14 protein-coding genes are annotated in these 17,002 nt (G+C 56.7%); 7 read left to right on the top strand and 7 right to left on the bottom strand.

The window, feature by feature from the left end; translation table 11 throughout:
• Positions 1-27 precede the first annotated feature (27 nt).
• From L1047_RS06115 to L1047_RS06105, 3 genes are read left to right on the top strand one after another with little or no spacing between them, the layout of a single operon-like run.
• Positions 28-696, top strand: coding sequence for a hypothetical protein (locus L1047_RS06115; protein ID WP_235277988.1), 669 nt, complete (start codon positions 28-30; stop codon positions 694-696).
• A 23-nt stretch (positions 697-719) separates the two neighbouring features.
• Entirely contained in the window at positions 720-1,553 is an 834-nt protein-coding gene (locus tag L1047_RS06110) for a M48 family metallopeptidase (protein WP_235277987.1), read from the top strand.
• A 16-nt stretch (positions 1,554-1,569) separates the two neighbouring features.
• A complete protein-coding gene (locus L1047_RS06105) occupies positions 1,570-2,484 on the top strand; it encodes a PfkB family carbohydrate kinase (protein ID WP_235277986.1) in 915 nt (304 codons plus the stop codon).
• Positions 2,485-2,497: 13 nt separating this feature from the next.
• On the opposite strand, the gene L1047_RS06100 is transcribed toward L1047_RS06105, so the two are convergent.
• A complete protein-coding gene (locus L1047_RS06100) occupies positions 2,498-4,222 on the bottom strand; it encodes an ABC transporter ATP-binding protein (protein WP_235277985.1) in 1,725 nt (574 codons plus the stop codon).
• Positions 4,223-4,258: 36 nt separating this feature from the next.
• Entirely contained in the window at positions 4,259-6,277 is a 2,019-nt protein-coding gene (locus tag L1047_RS06095; RefSeq protein ID WP_235277984.1) for a diguanylate cyclase domain-containing protein, read from the bottom strand.
• Between the two features lie 284 nt (positions 6,278-6,561).
• On the opposite strand from L1047_RS06095, the gene L1047_RS06090 reads away from it, so the two are divergent.
• The gene (locus L1047_RS06090) at positions 6,562-7,041 is read left to right on the top strand and encodes an Rrf2 family transcriptional regulator (RefSeq protein WP_235277983.1); all 480 of its coding nucleotides are present in this window, start codon (positions 6,562-6,564) and stop codon (positions 7,039-7,041) included.
• On the top strand, positions 7,031-8,023 hold the full coding sequence (gene cbiB, locus L1047_RS06085) for an adenosylcobinamide-phosphate synthase CbiB (RefSeq protein ID WP_235277982.1): 993 nt from the start codon (positions 7,031-7,033) through the stop codon (positions 8,021-8,023). The genes L1047_RS06090 and cbiB overlap by 11 nt, the downstream gene beginning before the upstream one ends.
• Before the next feature lie 15 nt (positions 8,024-8,038).
• Here the strand turns inward: cbiB and L1047_RS06080 are convergent, their stop codons facing one another.
• Positions 8,039-10,015: an FAD-dependent oxidoreductase gene (locus tag L1047_RS06080; RefSeq protein ID WP_235277981.1), complete on the bottom strand. Its 1,977-nt coding sequence runs from the start codon at positions 10,013-10,015 to the stop codon at positions 8,039-8,041.
• 242 nt (positions 10,016-10,257) lie between these two features.
• On the opposite strand from L1047_RS06080, the gene L1047_RS06075 reads away from it, so the two are divergent.
• Entirely contained in the window at positions 10,258-11,460 is a 1,203-nt protein-coding gene (locus L1047_RS06075; RefSeq protein ID WP_235277980.1) for an argininosuccinate synthase, read from the top strand.
• A 154-nt stretch (positions 11,461-11,614) separates the two neighbouring features.
• Here the strand turns inward: L1047_RS06075 and ahcY are convergent, their stop codons facing one another.
• Entirely contained in the window at positions 11,615-12,895 is a 1,281-nt protein-coding gene (gene ahcY / locus L1047_RS06070; RefSeq protein WP_235277979.1) for an adenosylhomocysteinase, read from the bottom strand.
• Between the two features lie 43 nt (positions 12,896-12,938).
• Between ahcY and ruvX the strand changes: the two genes are divergently transcribed.
• Positions 12,939-13,409 (top strand): Holliday junction resolvase RuvX, encoded by a 471-nt coding sequence (gene ruvX / locus L1047_RS06065; protein ID WP_235277978.1) that lies wholly within the window; start codon positions 12,939-12,941, stop codon positions 13,407-13,409.
• Here the strand turns inward: ruvX and L1047_RS06060 are convergent.
• From L1047_RS06060 to L1047_RS06050, 3 genes are read right to left on the bottom strand one after another with little or no spacing between them, the layout of a single operon-like run.
• Entirely contained in the window at positions 13,388-14,872 is a 1,485-nt protein-coding gene (locus tag L1047_RS06060) for a hypothetical protein (protein WP_235277977.1), read from the bottom strand. The two genes, ruvX and L1047_RS06060, sit on opposite strands and share 22 nt — an antisense overlap.
• Positions 14,872-15,723 (bottom strand): YdcF family protein, encoded by an 852-nt coding sequence (locus tag L1047_RS06055; protein WP_235277976.1) that lies wholly within the window; start codon positions 15,721-15,723, stop codon positions 14,872-14,874. The genes L1047_RS06060 and L1047_RS06055 overlap by 1 nt, the downstream gene beginning before the upstream one ends.
• A 54-nt stretch (positions 15,724-15,777) precedes the next feature.
• Entirely contained in the window at positions 15,778-16,680 is a 903-nt protein-coding gene (locus tag L1047_RS06050) for a 4-hydroxybenzoate solanesyltransferase (protein WP_235277975.1), read from the bottom strand.
• Positions 16,681-17,002: the final 322 nt, after the last annotated feature.

The raw sequence follows: 17,002 nt of genomic DNA, 5'->3' as shown, positions 1-17,002 counted from the left end.
TTGCGGTGGCTGGAGAGCTTCGAGGCTATGGCTGTGAGGAAATGGGCCGGGATCCTCATCCTGAGTGGGTTGATATGGAGTGGCTTGGGTGCCGTTGTCTGGGGCCAAAGCGAGTTTCGGGTGGTGAATGAACCTATTCTGACGCTGCGTACCCCCGATGCCCCCTCCCGTTTACGTTCGCTGGAGCAACGATTTCAGGAGATCCTTTCACAAGCCACCAGTCCTCAGTTGCAGGTCAGCCTAGAAACCGCAAGCCCAGAACCTCCAGCAACTCCCTCCTCCGATCCACAACCCCAATCGACCTATATCTTTTTGAATGGGCTGCTGCTGCTAGAAGTTACCCCTACTGATGCGGAGGCCCACTCCACCCCTCAATCTGTCGATTTGGCGCGGGTTTGGGGGGATCGCCTGCAAACGGTGTTAAACCAGAACCAACGGCAACTTTTTTGGGGCTTAGGCTTACCCCAGCAGCTCAGCTGGAGAGGACAGCTCTACAACCGCGCTGATCAAACTGCTGTGGATTTGGGTCGCTTTATTACCGATGGCAGCCGCATTCAGGATCGAATTGTCTATTGGGAGATCCCGGTTGGAGAGGATCCCTTTGGGTTTACTTACAAGCCGGTTCTGCCGGATCCCCCGCCGGAGCGGCTGTTTTTGTTGAATCGCTACCGTCAGTTTGTGCCCTACGAGTTGTAGTCCTCAGCGTTTTTCCACTTCCTATGCTGCCAATTCAACGAGAACCTCATATCTTGCTGGGCCTCCGGGCAGATCAATTTCGTCATCCCGTCGATCTGAAAGCGACCCGTTCCCTGCAACAGGTGCCGGGACTGGGCTTGCTGATCCAAAATCTGCTGGGTTCGACCGCTGAACAGGTGTTTTATCTGGATAACATCGCCTCCAGCATTCAAATTAACGAACATCAGTTGCCGGAAATTTACCAACTCCTGGTACAAGCCTGTCGCATTTTGGATTTGGAAGTTCCTCAGCTGTACGTGCGGCAAAACCCTGTGCCCAATGCTTACACCTTTGCCATGCAGGGGAAGAAGCCTTTTATCGTTTTACACAGCTCGCTGTTAGATTTGCTCGAGCCGCTTGAGATCCAGGCCGTTCTAGCCCATGAGTTAGGCCACCTGAAATGTAACCACGGTGTTTATTTGACGATGGCCAATATTCTGATGCTTTCCACCAGTTTGATCCCCTTTGGAGGATTATTTTACCAGGCGTTGCAAGACCAGCTAATGCACTGGGTGCGCTGTGCTGAATTTACCTGTGACCGGGCGGCTGTGTTGGTGGCCCAAGAAGCCAAGACGGTGGTTTCGGTGTTGATGAAACTATGTGGGGGATCCCCACAATTGGGGGCAAAACTGAATGTTGATGCATTTTTAGAGCAGGCACGAACCTATGATGAGCTAGATGATGATCTCTGGCAGGCGGAACTGAAGCAGATGCAAAATGTTGGGCGTACTCATCCGCTGCCGGTGCTACGGGCACGAGAGATCGATCGTTGGTTTCGCAGTAATACCTATCAGCAAATCTTGGAGTTGCACGGCTGAGTTGGCCCCCATCTTCATGACAGATCCCGTTAGACCTCTCGCTGGCCCACCCCTGATTCTGGGGGAAGTTCTTTTTGATCAGTTTCCCAACCAAGCGGTACTGGGGGGCGCACCCTTTAATGTGGCTTGGAATCTCAAAGGCTTGGGATCTGAGCCGATTTTCCTCAGTCGTGTCGGTCAAGATGCTGCCGGAGAGCAGGTGTTGGCGGCCATGCACCGTCAGGGGTTAAGCAGCGTAGCCCTGCAATGGGATCCAACCCATCCCACCGGCGCGGTTCACGTGGAGCTGGATGCGCAAGGGATCCCTGCTTACAAGATCCTGGCCAACCAAGCCTATGACCACATTCGCCTGGATGCGGGACAACTGTGTGCCCTAAAACCCAGCTTGCTTTACCGAGGCAGCTTGGCAGCCCGTACGGAAGCTGCCCACCCACAGATTCAAGCCTTCATTCAAACGCTGAATTGCCCAGTCTTTCTTGATCTGAATTTGCGGGATCCCTGGTGGAACTCAGATCGAATTCGGGAAATGATCCGCAGCTGTGATTGGCTGAAACTCAACCAAGAGGAATTGGCTCAAGTGGCTCGGCTAGAAGGGATCCCTGCCGAAGATCCGTTCGCCCAGGCTAAGACCTTGCGGGAGAGCCTGAACTTAAAAAGTGTATTCCTCACCCTGGGAGCAGCAGGAGCGATGCTGATCACCTCCACCCATCTCCAGCGGGCTGATCCAGTACCCGTGCCTCAAATGGTGGATACCGTCGGGGCGGGAGATGCCTTCAGCGCAGTGGTGATTCTGGGGTTACTGCAAGGGTGGCCCGAGGTTTCCCTGTTGGAACGGGCGGTGAGGTTTGCCGCAGCTCTGTGCGGGATCCCGGGGGGTACGCCGCAGGATCCTGAGTTTTATGCCCCCTTTCGGAAAGAGTGGGGTTACTAGTTTACTGAAACTTTTACTGAAACTGGCGCAGATGAAACTGAGCATAACGGCCTCCTTTACCTAGTAACTCCCCATGGTTGCCCTGCTCCAAAAGCTGCCCCTGTTCCAAAACAAAAATGCGATGGGCGGTACGCACCGTCGAGAGGCGGTGGGCAATAACAAACACTGTGCAGCGTTGCATCAGCCGTTGCAAAGCCTCCTGCACCAGAGCTTCCGACTCGTTGTCCAAGGCTGAGGTAGCTTCATCCAGAATCAAGATTTTTGGGTTGAGCAAGACTGCCCGTGCAATCGCCAGCCGTTGCCGCTGCCCTCCCGAGAGGGTTACCCCCCGTTCTCCGACCAGGGTGGCATAGCCATCCGGCAGGCTCTCGATAAAGGTGTGGATATTGGCCACTTGGGCTGCCTGACGCACGGCCTCTAGGTCGAAGTGTTCTTGTCCGTAGGCGATGTTGCTGGCAATGGTTCCGGAGAACAGGGTGATCTCCTGGGGGACAATGCCGATCTGGCGGCGCAGACTTTGTAGCGTAACGGTGCGGATGTCGATGCCGTCGATGCGGATACAACCCTGCTGCGGATCGTAAAAACGGGGAATAAGGCCGACTAAGGTGGATTTCCCAGCCCCGGAGGATCCCACTAAAGCCACAATCTCACCGGGAGAGACCTTAAAGCTGAGCTGTTTCAGCACCGGCTGATCGGGTTTGTAGCGAAAAGAAACCTGATCGAACTCCACCCACCCCTGAATTGGGGGCAAAGGTTTGGATTCGGGTAGATCGCACACTTGGGAGCGAATATCCAGTAGCTCGAAAATCCGCTCCACCGAAGCTTCTCCCTGCTTCAGCTCACTGTAGTTGTTGGTGATATGCACAATCGGGTCGATCAACATGGCGACCCCGGCAATAAAACCGAGAAATTGACTGCCGGTCAGGTTGCCCTGGCTAATTTGCCAACCGCCAATCCAAAACACTCCCAACACACTCATGGCGTAGAGGAATCCCACCACCGGGTCTTGAATTGCCTTTACCTGCTCAGTTTGAAACCGGGCTAGACGGTTGCTTTCGGCAATGGTACTGAAGCGACGAATCTCGTATTCCTCCGCAGCAAAGGCGCGAATCAGGCCAATTCCGGCAAATACCTCCGTTAAGAGGGTAGCTAAATCCGACATACTCTCTTGGTTGAGGCGGGAGCGGAACAAGAGGCGATCCCCAAACCAACTGATTAAAATTCCCATCAGGGGTGCCATCAACAGCGTCGTCAGGGTGAGGATGCCGTTGAGATAAAACAGATACCCCACCACCGCCACAATGGTGAGCACACTGGGGATAAAGCGATGAAAAAACCGCTGTACCACTTCCCCTACCCGATCCAGATCCGCGGTGAGGCGATAGACCAGGTCGCCGGTGCGACTACCAGAAAAGTAGTCCAAATCCAAAGCCTGTAGGTGGGCATAAACCCCTTGCCGTAGTTCCAAAACCATTTGTAGAGAAGCCCGCGCCATCAGGGCATCTTGGCCATACTGAAACGCGCCACGCACCAAGAAAAACACCACCCCAATCAAAGCCAGTAGGCGCAGTTGCCCCAGATCTCCCGCCCCAATTGACCGCGCTACCCACTCAATTAAGTAGGCAAGGGCAGGCATGGTTAGCACAAAGCCAAGGGTGCAGGTCAACCCCAACAGCAGCATCCACAGGTGGGGCTGGATAAAGGGAATGAGGCGACGATAACTACGACCCGGATGCACGAATGACGAACCAAAAGGGCCTCTGACCCAACCAGCTTACAGGATTGTGTTGCGAACTGCTGCCGGGATCCCGTTGTTCGAGCTATAGAGTTGGAAGCCATTGCGGCCATTTTCCTTCACCTGGTAGAGGGCCAAATCGGCATGGTGTAGCAGAGTACGCGCCTCCACCCCATCCTGTGGATAGAGGGCCATGCCAATACTGCAGGTAACAGCAATGGTATGGCTTTGGCAGGAGAACGGGCTCTGAAAGGCATCGAGAATACGCTGAGCCAAACGCATGGCTACCACAGGGTTGCCAATTTGGGGCAGCAACAGAGTGAACTCATCCCCACCCCAGCGGGCAACGATATCCCCCGAGCGAACGCACTCCGTCAGGCGCTGTGCGACCCCCCGCAACAGGGCATCTCCCACTTCATGACCAAAGGTATCGTTGATGTCTTTGAAGCAGTCCAAATCCACAAAAAGGAGAGCCAGCATTTCATTGCGGTATTGCTTCAGGGCTTGCTGTAGTTGATCGCCGAAGTATTCTCGATTAACCAAACCCGTAAGAGTATCATGATGAGCGCGAAACTCGATGTGGGCCAGGTTTTGCTTCTGGGCGGTGATGTCTTCGGAGATACCTTCATAGCCCAGAACATTCCCTTCGCAATCTTTCACCAAACGGGCATTTTCCCGTACCCAAATGATCGATCCATCCCGCCGCCGAACTTGATATTCAAAGCCGCGCACGGATCCCTGTTCATGCAACAGACGCACAAATTCTTCTCGTTGACTGGGATCCACATAAAGCTGAGTGCCGACGTTGTTGACTTCCTGCATCAATTCTTCCGGGGAGTCGTAGCCACAGATTTGGGCCAGCATCGGGTTGGCAGAAAGATAACGGCCTGCCGCATCGGTGAAGAAGATCCCTTCAACTGCGTTCTCAAAAAAGTTGCGATAGCGTTCTTCGGCGCGACGCAGGGCTTCTTCCGTTTGCCGCCGCTCTGAGATCTCTAGAGCCAGGGATACCAAATCCGCCAGGGATCCGGCGAAGTTTTGTTCTTCTAGGGTCCAATGGCGGGGAAAGCCGACATGGCCATGACAGAGAATACCCACCATCTGTCCTTCTAGGTGAATGGGGGCATCCAACATCGACACCACCCCTATTCCCGTCAGGTAGGAGTTGCGAAACTCGATGGTACGCGGGTCGGTAGCCACTTGGTCAGCGGCGATAGTGCGCTCTTGCTCTAGGGCCTGAAAATAGCGGGGATAGTCTCTGGCCCAGATCTCTTCCCCTTGAGTATGGGATCCCTCGGGGTTGTCCTGGCTGATCTCAAATTGATTGACACAGCGAATGCTCAAGCGTTCCGGTGTGTAGAGCCAAACCCCCACTCGTTCTACCCGCAATGTATGGGCGGCGGTGGTGCAGATCTCCCGCAGGGCCGCCTGGAGATCCCCTTGGTTGAGGGCCTTGTGTCGGGTCAAAGCCATCAGAGCTCGATTTTGCTCTAATAACCGCTCTTGACTGCGTTGCAATGTCCACTCCACCTGTTTACGCTCTGTGATGTCCTGGCAGGAGCCGACAATTTGGCGAATCGGCTTTTCTCCCTCCAGTACGGGTGAGAGGGTAACAATTAAAACATGGGTTTGCTCTTGGTCTGGGGTGACACTGGCGGGATCCACTAAGCTCATTTCAAAGCTGACCCGCCTGCGATGTTTGACACAGTGTTGAGTATGCAATTGAATTTGGGAGGCTGTGGAAGCGCTTAGACAAGATAGTAGATCCTCCCCGTCGATCGGCCTGGAAAGGAGAAAAAACATCCTCTGAAAGGCAGGGTTGCAGACCAGAAATCGGTAGCGCGGCTGGGATGTCCCCTGACTTTCTCCTTCTGGGGAACGCTCTAGAATAAACAGCCCATCGCTAACACTTTCAAACAGGGTACGCAGCATGGCCCGGCCCCGCTCCTGCATCGGACGGCCCCGATACAGCACCTGCGGGTTCCACAGATCGTTTCGTGCTAGCGAGTCGTAGACACCGGGATCCTCACCGGGCCAAGTATTCGAAGTCTCACCCATAGGCCAGCAACACCTGCTGTCTGCCTCGTCAATGCTGAAAAAGAAGAAACCGCAGCAGCTTAGCGTAGCACAGACTACGATTCAGCCCTATTTTCCAAGATTATCCTGCAGAGCTGTGTATTAGTTGATACAAGAATTTGCGAACGCTTTTCAACCTTGAGGGGGGTTGGCTAGAGGTTTCCCTAAATCTAAGGGGTTCTGAATCCCATCCCGTTCCCCCTCTTCTATGGGGGATCCCTGTGGCAGGATTGTGGAGTTGATATCGTTTGTGGAGCGGGATCCCGGTGCGCTTGACCACACGGGCCACCTACAGCATCAGAGCATTGCTGGATCTGGCCATGCTCGGTTCGGGGCAAACGGCTTCGGTACGGGCCATCGCCGAGCGGCAACAGATCCCAGCTCCCTATCTGGAAAAGTTGCTCATTGAGCTACGTCAGGCCGGCTTGGTGCGTTCCCAACGGGGGGCGCAAGGGGGGTATCAGTTGGCGCGAGTGCCGCGACGGATCCCATTGAGTGCCATTTTGACAGCAGTGGGAGAATCACTGGAGCCCGTGACTGAAGACGGTTCCGACGGGGTGGGAAAGTCCTCTGCAAGAGGTGAAGACAAGGCTTTGGAACGGCTGGACTGGGTTACAGAAGCGTTGTGGGAGCGGATTGCACGGCGGGTGCAACAGGTTTTGGAGGAAACCACTTTGGAAGATCTGTACTTCGATGCCCGCAGTTGGCAGGCAGCCCAAGATCAGGAGAGCGGGTTTGTGGTCTGAACTACTTTTCCCGGCCCAACAGACGGCCTTTGTTGTGCTGGCCGCTTCCCTAGGGTTGGACTATGGGCTGGCGGATCCCTGGGGATGGCCTCACCCCGTGCGGGTGATGGGGGCAGCGATCACGGTTGGGCAACGGTGCATCCTCAAACACTGTCGAACTGCCCAAGCTCAGGGTTGGGGGGGGGCTGGACTCACTCTGGTTTTGGTGATGGGATCCTATGGGGCGGGCTGGGGACTGATTTCGGTAGGCCATTGGATTCATCCTTGGGCTGGGATCCTTGCTCAGATTATTCTCATGGCCAGTTGTTTGGGGGGGCGAAGCCTGCGATTTGCGGCTTTGGAGGTGTTGGATCCCTTGCAAAGGGGAGATCTCCAACAGGCTCGGCAACAGCTCAGCCGCTACGTGGGGCGCGATACTGAAAACCTATCGGAACCGGAGATCCTACGGGCGGTGATCGAAACGGTGGCGGAAAATACCCCCGATGGGGCAACGGCACCCTTGTTTTACGCTTTCCTGGGCGGGGCACCTTTAGCTCTGGCCTATAAAGCCGTCAGCACCCTAGATTCGATGGTGGGCTATCGCCATGCTCCCTTTACTCACCTGGGCAGGGTATCGGCGCGATGTGAAGATGGACTGACTGGGTTGCCCTGCCGCCTGACGGTACTGACTTTAGCTCTGCTGAGTCGGGATCCCTGGGGATTTTGGCAGCGTTGTCGCCAGGATGCGCGGGCGGATCCCAGTCCCAATTCGGGATGGAGCGAGGCAGCCTTTGCCTGGAGGTTAGGGATCCAACTGGGCGGAACCAATTTTTATCGAGGGATCCGAAAAGAAAAGCCCAAATTAGGGATCCCGACCCGATCTTTATCCCCTCAAGTGGTGCTGGAAAGCTTAGGGATCCTGCGACAGATTTTGCTGATCTGGGGAGGCGGAATGACGGGGGTGCTGTTGATGCTCCATTGTCTTTCCCTATCTTTGGGGTGACCGCTGTAGAGCCGATCACCACTGCAACCGTTGACCCCGCAAAACCAAATAACTTTGCAATTCCGCCATTTTCCCTCGCGGCACAATCTGGGCTGGAGTCAAACTGGGCTCCTGGCTGCCCAGCCAAGCTGCTGTTAACCCTGCCGCCGAGCCAATGATCCATTCGCCGTAGTGAACTCGGGTGGCAGCATTGACGATGTGACTGACTGCGATCCCCTTGCCGCCAATCAGCAGGTTGTCTAGCCGTTGCGGAATCAACGCTTCTAGGGGAATGCGAATCGGATGGACAGAAAACTCGTTGATTGGAGCCGAGCTGGCGGACAGAGAGGGCTCCCAATTGCGATAGCGACAGCCGTGGATATCGATGGCATAGTGAGTCACCCCTACCACCGTCGGCGTGAAATCTCTTCCCCCCGTCGTGCCGATGCGAATATCCTGCTCTAGCATCATGAATTCCGACTGACCATAGGCAGCCCGTCCGAGGATGCGCCGCCCTTCGCGGATGTAGGGGTAGAGGCTGAGGCCAGAACGGGTGCCCATCAACGACTCCTCCCCAAACAGCAACGACAGGGGATAGCCCGCACGCGGTTGGGTTTCCATCAGCCATTCGGCAAATAGAAGGGCATGGTTCTCTCCATCTTTGATCGCCGAGACATCCAGCCCCCCCAACCAGTTGTGCCGTTGGCCAGATTCCTGTAGGCGCTCTTCGGTCAAGATCAAGGGCGGGTTCATGATCCCCCAGTCGTTGCCACGGTTCCAGTTCACCATCGTCAAATCTCCGGGAACGGGGGTGCCGTAAAAGGGATCCGTGCGCCCCTTACTGACAATGCGGCGGTAGTTAAAAAAGCTCTGGCCACTGAAGGTGGGAAACCCTTCCATGTCGAACTCCCGTCGGTGCTCTGCCCGGGAATAGCCCGGTTGCAGTTGTGCCAACTCAGCTTTTGAACGGCCACCATCGTCGTGAATGGCCATCACAAACGGAAAGGTAAAAGCTTGGGTACATTCAGGATTGGTCGCCGGGGCTCCGTTGGGCTCACCCAGCAACTCACGGCTCTCGGAACCGACGCGATAGGGGATCCCGGCCCACCCCACCAGTTCCCCGGTATCCGTAGCATCGATAACGAACAATTCCCGTCCTGGCGGAGCCTGTAGGCGCACCGACCGTTTGGCAAAAACCTCCGTTTCCCCCCAGCCATACCAACTGGCCAACTCCCGCCACAGCCGACCGGGGGGCACAAAATCTGGATCTCGGGGCTGCCGTTGCACGGCGTAGATGCTCTCAATCCGGGAGCCATCGGGGCTAAAGGTGGCCCCCTTAAAAGCCGTCTGGGTAGCCCAGCGACTGTTGGGGGCGTTTTGGGCCGCCTGTTCTAGCCAGGTTTCTACCGCCTTTACCCCGGCCTTAGGCGGAAAACACAAGCCTCCCACCCAGCAACTGTTGATATCCGCCACGCGCGTCCCCGCCGGGATCCCCGTCCAGGCGGGCAAATGGACTGGCTGGCTTTCTAAGAGGGCTTTGAACTGCAGCCAATGGCTGGAGAAATTGCCCCGCTGCCGCATCGGTAGCGATTCATCGATGGCTGATACCCCCTGAGAGGTGATCTGCCCACCCAGCCACGGGGTCAGTTCGATCAGGCAAGTTTGGATCCCAGCCCGCATAGCGTGACTGGCTGCTGCCACCCCCCCCAGGGATCCCCCTATCACCACCAATTCACAGTCCCACACCTGATCCGGCTGAGGTTTGGGATCCAGCAGCGGCCAACCCTGTGCTGTGAAGCGGGGTAGCTCCGGCGCTGCAGAACTCGACTGGACTGGGGAATCCGAGGATGAGGAGCTAACCTCCTGACGGGACATGCCCGCCAACCCCATTCCCCCCAAGAAACTCAGCAATGAGAGCACTCCCACCCACAGCGGAACCCATTCGCGTAAGCGGGACGGAGTTCTTTTTTGCCCACGCCCCAGCCGCACTGGAGCAGTTCCTTTGCCAGCCATGCTCACCTCAGTTTTGCCTCACACCCCGGATCCTTCCCCGCCGGATACCTTTTTGACACCAGCAGGAGAAATCCCTTTGAGAATAGCTGAGGAAAAGGATCCTGTGTCCCTTTTAGCTCCTTCCACCCTGGCATGCTCGGTAGCGCTCCGAGATGCTGGTACGAGTGCCGACTGCGTAGGTCAAGATCCAAGCCACAGGGCATAATGAGCTAGCAACTTTTCAACTAGGGATCCGCAGCAGCATGGGACGGGCGAAGAAGGTGGTGTTGGCCTATTCGGGTGGGGTGGATACCTCGGTCTGTATCCCCTATCTGATTCACGAATGGGGGGTGGAATCAGTGGTGACCTTGGCAGTGGATCTGGGGCAAGGGGCAGAACTGGATGCCATTCAAGCCAAAGCCCTGACTGCCGGGGCCGAACAATCGCTGGTGCGTGATGCCATTCAGGAGCTGATCACCGACTATGCTTTCCCGGCCATTCAAGCCAATGCCCTCTACGAAAATCGCTATCCCCTCTCCACCTCGCTGGCTCGACCCTTGATCGCCAAACTCTTGGTAGAAGTCGCTGAGGAGGTGGGAGCTGATGCGGTGGCTCATGGCTGCACCGGCAAAGGCAACGACCAGGTGCGCTTCGATCTGGCCATTACCGCCCTCAACCCCACCCTGAAGGTGTTGGCCCCGGCCCGCGAATGGGGCATGACGCGAGAGGAAACCATCGCCTATGGGGAGCGCTTCGGGATCCCTTCTCCCGTGAAAAAGTCCAGCCCCTACAGCATCGATTTGAATATTCTGGGCCGCAGTGCTGAAGCTGGGATCCTAGAGGATGCTAACCTGGAGCCGCCAGAAGAGGTCTATGCCCTGACCAAACCGGTGCAAGATACGCCGCCGGATCCCACCTACGTAGAGATCGAGTTTGAGCAAGGGATCCCGGTGGGATTGGATGGTGAGCGGCTAGATCCGAAGATGCTGTTTGAGCAGTTGAACTTTTTGGCGGGAGCCAACGGCGTTGGGCGCATCGACATGGTGGAAAATCGCCTTGTCGGGATTAAATCCCGTGAGATCTACGAGTGCCCCGCTCTGCTGGTGCTCATCCAGGCCCACCGTGAGTTGGAAAGCCTGACTTTGACCCGCGATGTCACCCACTATAAATACGGCATCGAAACCACCTACAGCCAACTGGTGTACAACGGCCTCTGGTATTCTCCACTGCGGGATGCTCTAGACGGATTTATCCGTGCCACCCAAAAAACCGTTACCGGTGTCGTGCGGATGCGCCTCCATAAAGGACAAGCGGTGTGTGTCGGTCGCCAGTCCCGCTGCTCCCTCTACAACGCTGAACTGGCCACCTATGGGGAAGGGGATCAGTTTGATCACAAGGCCGCCGAAGGCTTCATCTACATTTGGGGCCTGCCCACCCGCGTTTGGTCACAATCGCAACGAGGCTAAAGGGATCCCGTCTTAACCCAAAGTTGAGGGAGATGCTGTGGGAATAGGCCTTGCCCAAGGCCCCAATATTCGGGATCTCAGGCCAATCCAAAGCCCAAGATCCCAAACTTCATCTCAGAACTGCGTCCACAAACCAACTCCATTAAGTTCCGGATTAAGTCCCGGCAGTCCAGGAGTTGCCATACTCGATCTGCGCCTCCGTCAGGCTGTCGATTTGGATCCCCATCGCCTTTAATTTCAAAGCAGCGATCTCTTGATCCACCTCCACCGGGATCGGGTGCAAGCCAGGAGCCAAGTTCCCCTTGTTTTTGACCAAGTATTCACAGCCGAGAGCTTGGTTGGCGAAACTCATATCCATGACACTGGCGGGGTGACCTTCGGCAGCAGCCAGGTTGATCAGGCGGCCCTCACCCAATACCACCACCGACTTACCGGACTTGAGGCGGTACTCTTCAGTGAAGGGACGCACCACCTGCCGGGAAATGGCGCGCTCCTCCAAGGCCACCAAGTCCACTTCGATATCGAAATGGCCGGAGTTGCATACCATCGCCCCATCTTTCATCCGGTCAAAGTGTTCGCCGCGAATCACGTGCTTGTTGCCGGTTACAGTGATGAAGATATCCCCCAGGGGAGCCGCCTCACCCATGGGCATCACCCGGAAACCATCCATCACCGCCTCAAGCGCGCGCACCGGGTTCACTTCAGTGACGATCACCTGGGATCCCATACCGCGGGCTCGCATCGCCACCCCTTTGGCGCACCAGCCGTAACCCGCCACCACCACCGTTTTACCGGCCAGCAGAATGTTGGTGCAGCGCAAAATGCCATCAAGGGTGGATTGGCCAGTACCATAGCGATTGTCGAAGAAATGCTTGGTTTCCGCATCGTTCACGGTCATGACCGGGAAGCTGAGCACCCCTGCTTTGAACATGGCCTTGAGACGGACAATGCCAGTAGTGGTCTCCTCGGTGGTGCCGATGATATCTGGCAGTTGCTCTTTGCGGTGTTGGATCAGCTCCGCCGTCACGTCGCTGCCATCGTCGATGATGATGTTGGGGCGGTGATCCAGGGCGATTTGTACATGCCGGTGGTAGGTGGCAACGTCTTCTCCCTTAAGGGCAAACACCGAGATGCCGTAGTCCGCCACCAAGCTGGCCGCCACATCATCCTGGGTGGAGAGGGGATTACTGGCAATGAGTACACTTTCGGCTCCGCCCGCCTGCAGGGCCAGAGCCAAGTTGGCGGTTTCGGTGGTGACATGACAGCAGGCCACCAGACGGATCCCGGCGAAGGGTTTTTCTTGGGCAAACCGCTCGCGGATTTGAGCCAACACCTGCATCTCCCGTGCCGCCCATTCAATACGCTGTTTGCCAAGAGGGGCAAGGCCGAGGTCTTTTACCTCATGCTTGGGAAGAGACAGGGTGGCGGTGGTCATAGAGATCGACTCCCAATTGAATTGAGTTGAGTAAGCTGTAGAGATGTTCACAAACCTGACCTATTCTGCCACAAGGGATCCCGTCGCCGCCCTCGGGTTGGATGTGGGCAATCGTCGCATCGGGGTGGCGGGTTGTGATCGGCTGGGCTTGCTGGCCACGGGTCTGGGGGTGATCCAACGACGCTCTCTCCCGGAAGATATTGCCCAGATTCAGGAGTGGATCCAGCGTCGTCAGGCCAACATTTTGGTGGTTGGGATGCCCCTGTTGGCGGATGGCTCGGTGGGCTCCCAAGCGCGGAAAGTACAGCGGTTGGTGCGGGCCTTACAAAAGGCTGTGGATCTGCCCATCGAAAGGGTGAATGAACACCTCAGCACCGTCCAGGCGGAGTGGGATCTGCGGGCGGCAGGGATCCCAGCCAAAGGGCAAAAGCCCCTGATCGATCAACAGGCGGCGGCGGTCATTCTACAGACTTGGTTAGACGAACGTCGGTCTCAGCCTTTGCTCAACTGCTGAGCCACCAACTGCACAATCGCCTGGGCCGCTCCCGGCCTTCCCCCCAATTGTTGCAATTCCGTCTGCATTTGCCGACGCCGCTGCGGGTCCTCCAACAAAACCCGCATTTGCTCAGCCACCTCCACCGGGCGCAAATGGCCGCGCAACTCCGGCACCACCTCCCGTCCCGCCCAGATATTGGGCCAAGCCAAGCGACCCAGCCAGTGCAGAGCCACACGATTGACCCGACGGGCTAGCCAAGCGCCAATGCCGGGCAAATGAACCAATAGGCCGAGGATCCCATCCCAGGCACGCATCGCCTCCAGTTTATTGGTGGGGATCACCACCACCATCGGCACCCCCAACCGGGCCAGCTCAGCAGTGTTGGCGCCAATTGTCGTCAGGCAGAGATCGCAGTTGGCCAAAACCGAATAGGCGGGGAACGTCGTCCACAGCTGCACGGTGCTGCCAAAGGGGGTGATGAATTGTGCCCCCAAGTTGGTTTGCTCCAGAGCACCCGATGTTCCATACACCAAGGCTATATCGGGATTGAACTTGGGATGCGCATAGCCCGCCAAAGACTGGGGGGTTTGTCCAGGAGCCACCGGAATCACGAAGCGGATATTGGGCAGGTGTTGGCGCAACTCATCGGCCACCGCCAGAACCAGCGGCACCCCCAAGGAGAGCTTAGCGGGTTTGGACCCAGGTAATAATCCCACCTGATAGTGAGTGCGACCCCCATCGCTCAGGCGTTGCCAACCCTGTGGCAGCAAAGCTTCTTCGGTAAAGCGATTCGGCACCGGCTCCGGAAGGGTTCCCTCAGAAGGCACATCTTCGATCAGAGCAGGAATTTGCGTGAGCGAGGAGAACCCCGCCGTCGGCTTAGAGGCAGCAGCAGGGGGCTGGGTGGAGAGGGATCCGCCACTGGGCCAACCGGAAACCGGCACCCCCAACAAGTAGGTGGCACTGGCCACGCCATCTGCCATCAAATCCCCGACGACGTACATTTTGTCGGCCCAACGGTGACCCAACAGTCGCCCGCCGTCGTAACGTCGTTTGCTCTCCTCAGTGCGCAGGGCAAAGGCATGCACCCAAGGTTGCCAACGGGGCTGATGCTCGGCGTACACCACCAAGCGATAGCGCAGGCGCTGGGCGATGCAGACCGCAAAAAACTGATCCCCACCCAGGAAGAGTACCACTCCCCGCTTGGCCCAATCCCAGGCTTCTTCCGTTTGGCCGGTGAGCAAAAAAGCCAGAAAAAAATCGGGATCCTGTACCCGATCGATCTTGATAAACTCTTGCGCCATCCTCACCTCCTGCCCAGATGCGTGGGGACAGGGGGAGAGCACCAGCGAGATACGGGCTTGAGGCAGTTGCTGACGCAATTCCATCACCACTGGACGTACCCAGGTGGTCAGCTCTCCGGGGCCGTTTGAGAGGATGAGGATGTCGTAGGGAGGCGCGCCACCGCTCAATAAAGCCATCAGGAGCTCAGTTCCTCAGGTACAGCAATTGTATAGTGCGCTTCTGGCATTGGGTTAATTCCTGCTGTCAGACTAGAGGGTTGCTGAGAAACTGGGATCCCTTCCCAGCCAAAGCCCAAGGTTTGCGGATCTGGAATAGGACGAGCGAAAAATCGGCCTTTGAGACCATAGCTAAGCAACCCCAGATACTCACGCAGGGCAGGCAACGGGAAACCCCGCGACTCGTAGGTTTCACTAATGACGGGAATCACCCGGATGCCAAAGCTGCGAAAGGTGAGCTCAGAACGCAACATATGAATGTCATCGGTGATCAGAAGAATCGATTGCACCTGAGCTGGCTCTAGTAGCGCCAAACTGAATTGAGCATTTTCTTCCGTCGTTTGAGAGCAGTCTTCTCCATTGACATCGCTTCTGGGAACCCCCAACGCCAACAGTGCCCTACCCATCGGCCCTGCATCCCCAGCGCCACTGACAAAAATACGCGGTGCCCAGCCAGCTTGCCAAAGGTGGTAAGCATCCTGAACCCGGGCATTGGCCAAGGCCCCACCCCGCCCCAACACCACAATTGCATCGGCAGGAGCTAGCGCATCTTGCGGGATCCAAGTGGTCAGTCCCCAGGTAAGTAAGCCACTGCCCGCAGGGGTGAGCAAAAACAGGTAGAGCCATAAGGGCAAGCTACTGAGAATAAACCCAAGGCGACGACGGGAGGCCGGCACCAGCCAAACCACCGCCAAACCCAAACCCAACAGCAACGGCACCATCCACAGGGGCTGAGTCAGCATTTGGCTGAGATTGGCCTTTACCCCCAACCAGGGCAACGGCTCCCGTTCACAGTGGAAGAGGTCGAACATCGGGATCCCTCCCTTGCTACACCACCTATCCAGAAATTCAGTCGACCATCAACATCAAGCCAACAGGGATCCACCGATCATGCCTGCTAGCAAAATAAATCCCTGCACCACATTCTGACCGAAGATGGCAGGGTACAAGGTTGGAGGTGCATCCACCTGATGCAGTTGCCAGGTTTGTCGGCCCCACATAGAGGTGGCGATCACCCAACTGGCGAAGTAAACCCCGTGGAGCCCCATGCTCATCCCCACCCCCAATAGGGCAATAGAGGTGCCCAAGAAAAACAGCCCCACCGCCGTCGGGGTCAGCCGCCCAAAAAAACGTGCGCTGGAATGGATCCCGGCCCGTTCGTCATCCTCTCGATCCGACAGAGCATAGACCGTATCAAACCCCAGCGTCCAGAGCACCGTCGCCAGCCATAGCCAAGCCAAACCCATTTCCCAGAGGGGAGTATCCGGCTCCTGCCCGCTCACAGCAGTCCAACTGATCAGCACCGCAAAGCCCCAAGCCAAGGCCAACACCAACTGCGGCACCGGAAACACCCGCTTCGCCCCGGGATAGAGCAAAATCACCGGCACCGCCGCTACACAGAGGGCAAAACTAACCGGGTTGAGAAAAAGCGCCAGCCCTGCCGCACAGACCAAACTCACCAGCAGCATCAGGATCCCCACACCGACGGTCAATTCCCGGCTGGCCAGAGGGCGATTGCGGGTGCGCTCCACCAAGGGATCCAAATTGCGATCCCAGAGGTCGTTGATCACACAGCCAGCGCCACTGGTGGCCAAGGTGCCCAGAATGATAATCCCCACCAGCGGCCAAGGGGGGATCCCACGTCCCGCCAGAAAGGCTCCCCACAGAGCTGGGATCATCAAAATCAGTCGCCCCGCCGGTTTATGCCAGCGCAGCAGCCTGAGAATCGCTGCGCCAGTGGCCCAAGGTGCAGGAGGAGAGGCAGACATGGGCAAAATCCAGTAGAAAAATCCAGTAAAAAACAGGTTCTAGTGCCTTGAAGAACAGTTGCAGTGCAGCGGGTACAACCAATAACGGCATCCAGAGCCAGCTTGATCTTAAATCATGCTAAAACGCCACCCAGTACTTCTGGCATGCTGATGCGACCGGAATCCTTGCAGCTACAAATGCCGTCAGGGGAAACAGCAGGGATCCCTTCACCCGTTCATGGCTTGTTCCCCCAATCTTGCCATTGCAGAAGTTTGATATCCTATCGGGGGGCTGTTGTTGAAGGTGGTGGCATCTGCCCTTCTTTCTCTGTCCTCTGTGAGG

The sequence above is a fragment of the Synechococcus sp. Nb3U1 genome (genome assembly GCF_021533835.1).
GTDB lineage: Bacteria > Cyanobacteriota > Cyanobacteriia > Thermostichales > Thermostichaceae > Thermostichus.
The sequence above is the reverse complement of the archived record's forward strand: the minus strand, read 5'-3'. Positions and strand labels throughout refer to the sequence as shown.